The following is a 7,978-nucleotide window of genomic DNA, read 5'->3' as shown; positions in this document are numbered from 1 at the left end:
CGGCGGCCCGGCACCGGCTGCCGCCGCAGGCCCGGTGGCATATCTGCCCGCGCCGCCCCCGCTCCGCGGCGTCGTCGCGCTCGCGCCGATCGCCGATCTCACCGCCGCCCGCGCGCTGCGGGTGTGCTCGGACGCCGTCGACCAACTGCTCGGCGACCGGCTCGCGGCGCGGCTTCCGCTTGCCGACCCCGCCGCGCTGCTGCCCACCGGCGTGCCCACGATCCTCGTGCAGGGCGGCACGGACGCCGACGTTCCGCCGCAGGTCGCGGATTCCTTCGCCGCGGCCGGGGCGATCGCCGGGGAGCCACCGCGAGTGGTGCGCATCGCCGCCGTCGGGCACTTTCCGCTGATCGACCCGGCCACCGCCGCCGCCCGCACGGTCGCCGACGAGATCGCCCGGACCGCCGCGCGGCCATCACCCTCGTAGTACTTGAGAGGGACGCCGGACAATCACCATTGCTGGGGACGACGCGGGCTCGCCCGCTGCCTACGGTATGAGACGTGACCCAGACCCTTCCGCGGACCGAACTCCGCATCGCCCGCAGCGCGTTGTCAGGCCTGCGCCAGGACTTGATCGACGACGCGTTCGCCATCCGCCCGCTGCCGCCGCTGAGTTCCGGGCATCCGCTGATGCGCCGGACCCCGGAGCGGGCCCGGCGCTATGTGGGCTGGCTGCCGCATGCCGCGCTCTCTGCCTGCGCGTTCTACGTCATGGCCATGTCGGTCTTCCTGGTGGACGACGACATGAGCCTGGTCCTGGCCCTGCTGTGCGGGGTGCCGCTGCTGCTGACGCTGTTCCGGCCGGTCGGCGCATGGTGGCTGTCGTTCGGGGCGAGCGCCGTGACGGGGCTGGGGCTGCTGGGTCTGGATCAGACGGTGGGCTGGCCGTGGCCCATTCCGCTGGCCATCTCGCACGTCCTGTTGATGGTGGTGACGGCGGCCCGGACGCGTCACCGGGCGGCCGCCGAGATATGGCTGCTCACGGCCCTTCTCGCGGCTGTCGCCGCGTACGTCGACACCGACAGCCGGTACACCTCGGACTCCCTCCAGATGCTGGCCGACAGCCAGCTCACCTCGGACTCCTTCCAGGTGCTGTTCGTCTCCGGACTGCTGCTCTGCGCCGTCGTGACCGCGCGCAGCCTGCGCGAGAGCAAGCGGCGGATAGCGGTGCAGGAGTCGGTGACCGTCGAGGAGCGTTCCCGCCGCACCACCCTGGAGGAGCGCGCGACCATCGCGCGGGAGCTGCATGACGTCGTCGCGCACCACATGTCCGTCATCGCCATCCAGGCGGAGGCCGCCCCGTACCGGGTGGAGAACCCGCCCGAGGAGCTGACCAGGAGCTTCGTGACCATCCGGGAGAACGCGGTGATCGCCCTCACCGAACTGCGCCGGGTCCTCGGGGTGGTGCGGGCCGACGATATCGACACGGACGCCGACCCCGAGGCGCCCCAGCCCACGCTGGCCGCGCTCGACGGCCTCTTCGCGGGGGTGCGGGCGGCGGGCCTGGCGGTCGACCACGTCACCACGGGCGCGGTGCGCCCGCTGCCGCAGGGCGTGGAGCTGTCCGCGTACCGCATCGTGCAGGAGGCGCTGAGCAACGCGCTGCGTCACGCCCCGGGTTCCACGGCGCGCGTCGAGGTGTCGTATGTACTGGGCGGTCTCGGGCTGCGCGTCGTCAACGGGCCGCCCACCAAGGCGGTGCCGCCCTCGCCGGGCATGGGCCACGGACTGCTCGGCATGAGGGAGCGGGTCACGATGCTGGACGGGGAGATACGGGCCGGGGCGCGGGAGGAGGACGGCGGCTATGAGGTCACCGTCTTCATCCCGGCCCCGGAGACGGCGGCCCCGGATACCGCGATATCGGAGACGGCGGCGGAGCCGGAGGCATGACGACCATCCGCGTGCTGATCGTGGACGACCAGATGATGGTCCGCGAGGGCTTCTCCGTACTGCTGGGCGCCCAGCCGGACATCGAGGTCGTCGGCGAGGCGGTCGATGGCCGCGAGGCGATCGACCAGGTCGCGGCGCTGCGCCCGGATGTGGTCCTGATGGACATCCGGATGCCCGTGCTGAACGGGCTGGAGGCGACGCGGGAGATCGTGGCGGCGGACGCCGACGCCAAGGTCCTGGTGCTGACCACCTTCGACCTGGACGAGTACGTCTACCAGGCGCTGCGCGCCGGGGCGAGCGGCTTTCTGCTCAAGGACGCCTCGGCCCATCAGCTCGGCGAGGCGGTGCGGGTGGTGGCGGCGGGGGAGGCGCTGCTGGCGCCCACCGTCACCAAGCGGCTCATCGCGACGTTCTCGCAGGCCGGATGGACCGCGCTGGCCGGGGCGGCGCGGCCGGGCCAGCAGGCGCGGCTGGACGAGTTGACCGAGCGGGAGAACGAGGTGCTGGTGCTGGTCGCGCAGGGCCGGTCCAACGCGGAGATCGCGCAGCATCTGGTGGTGGCGGAGTCGACGGTGAAGACCCATGTGAGCCGGATCCTGGTGAAGCTCGGCCTGCGGGACCGCACCCAGGCCGCGGTCTTCGCGTACGAGGCGCGGCTCGTGACCCCGGGAGGCTGACGGCCGAGCAGACCGCGAACACCGACCGCGAACACCGACCGCGAACGCCAACCGCGCGAGCCGACCGCGTGAGCCGACCGCCGGTCCGGCCGCCGACGACACCCGAAGCGCTCTGGAGGACGGGCCGGTGCGGCGATACGGTCCGGTCATGACCAGCCCAGCCCCTGCCTTCGACCCGTGGCAGCCGTCGTTCGTCGCCGACCCCTACCCGGCCTACGCGAGCCTCCGTGAGCAAGGCCGGGCGCACTGGTTCGCGCCCTCCCGCCAGTGGCTGATCCCGCACTTCGAGGATGTGCGCGCCCTGCTGACCGACCGGCGGCTGGGCCGTACGTATCTGCACCGCTTCACCCATGAGGAGTTCGGCCGCACCGCCCCGCCGCCCGAGCACGAGCCGTTCCACACCCTCAACGGCAACGGCATGCTCGACCTGGAGGCGCCGGACCACACCCGGCTGCGGCGGCTGGTCTCCAAGGCGTTCACCCCGCGCACGGTCCAGGGGCTGGTGCCGACGATCCGGCGGCTGGCGGCCGGACTGGCGGAGTCGTTCGCCGCCTCCGGCGGCGGCGACCTCATCGCGGCGGTCGCCGAACCGCTGCCGGTCGAGGTCATCGCCGAGATGCTGGGCATTCCGCATGCCGACCGCCCCGCGCTGCGCCCCTGGTCGGCGGATATCTGCGGGATGTTCGAGCTGAACCCGGGCGAGGAGACGGCGCGCCGCGCGGTGCGGGCGTCGGAGGAGTTCTCGGCGTATCTGCGGGGGTTGATCGCCGCGCGTCGCAAGGACCCGGGCGAGGATCTGATCAGCGCGCTGATCGCCGCGTACGACGAGGGGGACCGGCTCTCCGAGCAGGAGATGGTGTCCACCTGCGTGCTGCTGCTGAACGCGGGCCACGAGGCCACCGTCAACACCACCGGCAACGGCTGGTGGACGCTCTTCCGCCATCCCGACCAGCTGGCCCGGCTGCGGGACGCCCCGGACGCGCTGTTGTCCACCGCTGTGGATGAGCTGCTGCGGTACGACACCCCGCTCCAGCTGTTCGAGCGCTGGGTCCTGGAGGACATCCGGGTCGGCGACACCCTCATCCCGCGCGGCAGCGAGGTCGCCCTGCTCTTCGGCTCGGCCAACCGCGATCCGGCCCGCTTCGAGCGGCCCGACACGCTCGACCTCGCCCGCACCGACAACCCCCACCTCAGCTTCGGCGCCGGTATCCACTACTGCCTGGGCGCCCCGCTGGCCCGTATCGAACTCGCCGCGTCCTTCGGTGCGCTGCTGCGCGCCGCGCCGGGGCTGCGGCTGGTGCGGGAGCCGGAGTGGCGGCCCGGCTATGTGATCCGCGGGCTGAGGGAGCTGCTGGTGGAGGTCTGAGGTCTGAGGACTGGTCGATAGCCGCAACACCCGCCCCCGCACCCGCCCCCCGCACACGACTCGGCGCCCGGCCCGCCACAGGGGGAGTGCGGGCCCGGCGCCGAGAGCATGCCGGAGATGGGGGCTGACGGAAGGGTCAGCCGCCGATGTCGCGGCGGCGCAGGGCCACCAGCCCTCCGGCGGTCAGGACGGCCGACAGCAGCAGCATCCACACGAACGGCGCCGCGGTGACGTGCTCACCGGGCAGCTTCGGCAGATGGCTGAACGGCGAGGTGTTCATGACGGACTGCGACACCTTGAGCGCCGGGCCCATCCAGCCGAGGGCGACGACCCAGCCGACCAGGCCCCAGGCGGCGGCCGAGTACTTCGGGAGCGCCCCGATGAGCAGCACCGTCAGGCTGGTGACCAGCCACACCGCGGGCACCTGGGAGAGCGCGGCGCCCAGGACGCGCGGCAGCGAGCCGCCCACGTCGCCCGCCGCCAGCCCGTAGCCGAGGCCGAGCGCCAGCCCGCCGACGGCGAGCACGGCGACCGGGCCGAGGTAGGAGATGACCAGGTGGCTGGCGGCCCAGCGCAATCGGCTGACGGCGTTGGACAGCAGCGGTTCGGCCCGCTGGTCGGTTTCCTCGCTGCGCAGCCGCAGCACGGAGCTCGCGGCGTAGACGGTGAGGATGGTGCCGAGGATGCCGACCATGGAGGCCAGGAAGGCGTCGTTGAGCCCCTGGGCGCCGCCCATGCGCTCGATGATCTCCCGGGTCTGGTCGCTGTCGCCGAGGAACTCGTCGGCGCCGTCCGAGATGGCGCCGAAGATGGCGCCCGCGAAGACGAACCCGGCGACCCACCCGGCCAGGGCGCCGCGCTGGAGGCGCCAGCCCAGGCCGAAGACGCCCGTCAGGAACGGCCCCGCGGCGCGCGGCCCGGGGCGGGTCGCGTAGAAGCTGGCGCCGACGTCGCGCCGCCCTGCCAGGGAGTACGCGACGGAGATGGACGCGGCGGCCAGCACCGCGATCAGCAGCAGCGGCCACCAGCGCTCGGCCGCGAACGGGGGGGCGTACTCGGCCCAGCCCAGCGGCGAGAGCCAGGTCAGCACATGGCCGGAGCCCTTGGAGCCGTCCTCGGCGGCGTCGCCCGCCATGCGCAGCACGAACGCCACGCCGACGGCGGCCGCGGACAGCCCCCGGGCGAGCCGCGCGCTCTCGGTGAGCTGGGCGGCGACGGCGGCCAGACCGCCGAAGGCCATCCCGGACAGCCCGACGGCCAGTCCCAGGGCGACCGCTCCGCTGCCGCCCTGGGCCGCGAGACCGCCCGCGACGAGCAGCGTCACGGCGCCGTTGGCGATGGCCACGGTGAGCAGGGCCGCGGTGAGGCCCGCGCGGCGGCCGACGACACAGGAGGACAGCGCCTCCTGGCGGCCGGTCTCCTCCTCCTCGCGGGTGTGCCGGATGACGATGAGCAGGCTCATGATCGCGGCGAACACGGTGAGGAAGGCACCCACCCGCCAGACGGTGAGCGCGCCGAGCGAGTCGCCGAAGGCGGTGCCGAACAGCGCCCGGGTCGCCCCGTTCCCGTTCATGTCCTGGACGAGCTGGGTGCGCTGGGCGGGGGTCTCGTAGGCGCTGTCGAGGCGGCCGACGGTGCTGGAGGCGGTCAGCCCGAGGCACAGCACCCACACCGGCATCATGATCCGGTCGCGGCGCAGCGCGAGCCGCAGCAGCGTGCCGGTGCCGGTCAGGTCACGGGACGCTCCGCGGGCCCGGCCGGTGACCCGGGCGTCGGCTACGGCGGTCATCGGGCGACCGCCTCTTCGCTGCCGGTGCCGCTGCCGGTGCCCGCGCCCGTTTCGGTGCCGGTGCGGGTGACGTCGTCCTGGTAGTGGCGCAGGAACAGCTCTTCCAGGGTGGGCGGGGTGGAGGTGAGGCTGCGCACGCCCGCCTCGGTGAGCCGGCGCAGCACGGCGTCCAGCTTGTCGCTGTCGACCTGGAGCTTGACCTGCCGGTCCCGGACGTCGAGCCCGTGGACCCCGGGCAGCCCGGACAGCCCGGTGGGCGCGGCGGCCAGCTCGGCGGTCACCGACGTACGCGTCAGATGGCGCAGTTCGGCGAGCGAGCCGGTCTCGACCCGCCTGCCCTTGCGGATGATGCTGACCCGGCCGCACAGTGCCTCGACCTCGCTGAGGATGTGGCTGGAGAGCAGCACGGTGCGCCCGCGGTCGCGCTCCTCGGCCACGCACTCGCGGAAGATCTCCTCCATCAGCGGGTCGAGCCCGGAGGTCGGCTCGTCCAGGATCAGCAGCTCGACCTCGGAGGCGAAGGCGGCGACCAGCGCGACCTTCTGGCGGTTGCCCTTGGAGTAGGTGTGGCCCTTCTTGGTCGGATCCAGCTCGAACCGCTCCAGCAGCTGGGCGCGCCGGGTCTGGTCGAGACCGCCGCGGAGCCGCCCGTACAGGTCGATGACCTCGCCGCCGCTCAGGCTGCGCCACAGGGTGACGTCTCCGGGGACGTACGCGATGTGCTGATGGAGGTCGACCGCGTCGTGCCAGGGGTCCTTGCCGAGGAGCTGGACCGCACCGGAGTCGGCGCGCAGCAGTCCGAGCAGGACCCGGATGCTGGTGGACTTCCCGGCGCCGTTGGGGCCGAGGAAGCCGTGGACCTCACCTGCCTCGACTTCGAGGTCGAGGCCGTCCAGCGCGTGGGTCCGGCCGAAGGACTTGTGCAGGCCGGACGCGGAGATTGCCGTCTTCATGGTTGCGAAGCTACGCTACTTTCACAGATTTGTGAAGTTAAGGAATCGTATAAACTTATGATGATGTGACGAGGAGAGGAGATGATGAGCCGGTGAGGGAGATGATCGAATCGGACCGCGCGCACGACGCAGCACCAGAAGACGCAGCGCAGGACACAGCACGAGACGTACGTGACGACGAGGCGGTGGCCCGGTTCGTCGAGCGGTTCGCCGCCGACCTCGTCGAGGCCGGGATGCAGCGGATGGGTGCCCGCGTTCTCGCCGCGCTGCTCGCCTCCGACTCCGGCGCGCTCAGCTCCGCCGAACTCGCCGAGCGGCTCCAGATCAGCCCGGCCGCGGTCTCCGGCGCGATCCGCTACCTCGCCCAGGTCGACCTGGTCGCGCGGGAGCGCGAACCGGGGTCCCGCCGCGAGCGCTACCGGCTCTACAACGAGGTCTGGTACGAGACGATGACCCGCCGCGACCAGGTGCTCACGCGCTGGGAGTCCACCATGCGGGACGGCGTGAAGATCCTCGGTCCCGGTACCGCGGCCGGGCAGCGGGCCGCCGAGACCGCCGAGTTCTTCGAGTTCATGCAGCACGAACTGCGCAGCCTGCTGGAGCGCTGGCGCGCCCACCAGGCGGCCCGCGCCGACGTGGCCGAGGAGCCGTAAAGAGGAGTCGTCACCGGTCAGCGGCGGTGCGGCAGGGTGAGGTGCCACGCCCCGGCCAGCACCGTCCAGGTCCGGCTGCGCACCGGGCCCCGGACCAGCGCGTCCGAGTGGTAGCGGAAGTCCTGGCCGGAGACCGTCACGGCCCGGGCCCGCGCCCGTACCGGCCCCTCGGCGCCGTCGTCCGCGTGCGGATGGACCACCACCTCGGCCAGCCCGCCGCCCGGCGCGGCCGTCGACACCGAGACGCCCTCGACCTGCCGGTCCAGATCGGTCAGCAGCACCCCGTCCGCCTCGACCCGCAGCCGCTGCGGCGGTGGCTGCGCCCGGCGCCCCCGGCCGCCCGTGCCGAGCCCCATGACCGGCAGCGACAGCAGCGTCAGCGCCGTCCGCGCGGTGCGCGCCGCCGGGGTCCACCAGGGGTGGTGGACGCCGTCGGCGCAGCCGCCCGGGCGCCGTGGGCCCGCCGCGCCGCCGGGCCCGGCCCCGGGCCCCGGCCCGGCCGTGCCGGGGTCCTCGGCGTACGGATCGCAGCCGCAGTCGCAGCCGCCCGGGGCGCCGCCGCCCGCCGCGCCCGTCACGCCGCCGTCCGCGGTGCCGGGACCGGTGTGGGCGGGCCCGGCCGGGCCCGGTGGCGCCGTACCGCCCGCGCC

At 73.6% G+C, this 7,978-nt stretch carries 7 protein-coding genes and 1 pseudogene; 5 read left to right on the top strand and 3 right to left on the bottom strand.

The genetic code is table 11. The features are described 5' to 3' along the window. From SSOG_RS21000 to SSOG_RS20985, 4 genes are all read left to right on the top strand, one after another. Window positions 1-427, top strand: a 427-nt coding sequence (locus SSOG_RS21000; RefSeq protein WP_483754809.1) for an alpha/beta hydrolase, incomplete at its 5' end; no start/stop codon positions are given. A 74-nt stretch (window positions 428-501) separates the two neighbouring features. After that, window positions 502-1,890, top strand: coding sequence for a sensor histidine kinase (locus SSOG_RS20995; protein ID WP_009716246.1), 1,389 nt, complete (start codon window positions 502-504; stop codon window positions 1,888-1,890). Continuing rightward, complete coding sequence (locus tag SSOG_RS20990) at window positions 1,887-2,567, top strand: response regulator (protein ID WP_009716245.1); 681 nt, start codon at window positions 1,887-1,889, stop codon at window positions 2,565-2,567. The genes SSOG_RS20995 and SSOG_RS20990 overlap by 4 nt, the downstream gene beginning before the upstream one ends. A gap of 148 nt (window positions 2,568-2,715) precedes the next feature. Next, complete coding sequence (locus SSOG_RS20985; RefSeq protein WP_009716244.1) at window positions 2,716-3,933, top strand: cytochrome P450; 1,218 nt, start codon at window positions 2,716-2,718, stop codon at window positions 3,931-3,933. Between the two features lie 136 nt (window positions 3,934-4,069). Here SSOG_RS20985 and SSOG_RS20980 read toward each other — a convergent pair whose 3' ends face one another. Beyond that, entirely contained in the window at window positions 4,070-5,722 is a 1,653-nt protein-coding gene (locus SSOG_RS20980) for an ABC transporter permease (protein ID WP_009716243.1), read from the bottom strand. Next, complete coding sequence (locus SSOG_RS20975; protein ID WP_009716242.1) at window positions 5,719-6,675, bottom strand: ABC transporter ATP-binding protein; 957 nt, start codon at window positions 6,673-6,675, stop codon at window positions 5,719-5,721. Before SSOG_RS20975 ends, SSOG_RS20980 begins: the two co-directional genes overlap by 4 nt. 101 nt (window positions 6,676-6,776) lie before the next feature. Here SSOG_RS20975 and SSOG_RS20970 point away from each other — a divergent pair, with 101 nt between their 5' ends. Further along, window positions 6,777-7,328 carry a GbsR/MarR family transcriptional regulator gene (locus SSOG_RS20970; RefSeq protein ID WP_009716241.1) on the top strand — a complete coding sequence of 184 codons (552 nt, stop codon included), beginning with the start codon at window positions 6,777-6,779 and terminating at the stop codon, window positions 7,326-7,328. Between the two features lie 17 nt (window positions 7,329-7,345). Here SSOG_RS20970 and SSOG_RS20965 read toward each other — a convergent pair. Then, window positions 7,346-7,978 (bottom strand): annotated as a pseudogene (locus SSOG_RS20965) (hypothetical protein); the annotation flags it as partial.

The organism is Streptomyces himastatinicus ATCC 53653 (assembly GCF_000158915.1).
Taxonomy (GTDB): domain Bacteria; phylum Actinomycetota; class Actinomycetes; order Streptomycetales; family Streptomycetaceae; genus Streptomyces; species Streptomyces himastatinicus.
The sequence above is the reverse complement of the archived record's forward strand: the minus strand, read 5'-3'. Positions and strand labels throughout refer to the sequence as shown.

Bases quoted from the DNA above. Each gene is read 5' to 3' on its own strand.
- SSOG_RS20970 (WP_009716241.1), top strand. From the start codon at position 6,777: ATGATCGAATCGGACCGCGCGCACGACGCAGCACCAGAAGACGCAGCG.
- SSOG_RS20985 (WP_009716244.1), top strand. From the start codon at position 2,716: ATGACCAGCCCAGCCCCTGCCTTCGACCCGTGGCAGCCGTCGTTCGTC.
- SSOG_RS20990 (WP_009716245.1), top strand. From the start codon at position 1,887: ATGACGACCATCCGCGTGCTGATCGTGGACGACCAGATGATGGTCCGC.
- SSOG_RS20980 (WP_009716243.1), bottom strand. From the start codon at position 5,722: ATGACCGCCGTAGCCGACGCCCGGGTCACCGGCCGGGCCCGCGGAGCG.
- SSOG_RS20975 (WP_009716242.1), bottom strand. From the start codon at position 6,675: ATGAAGACGGCAATCTCCGCGTCCGGCCTGCACAAGTCCTTCGGCCGG.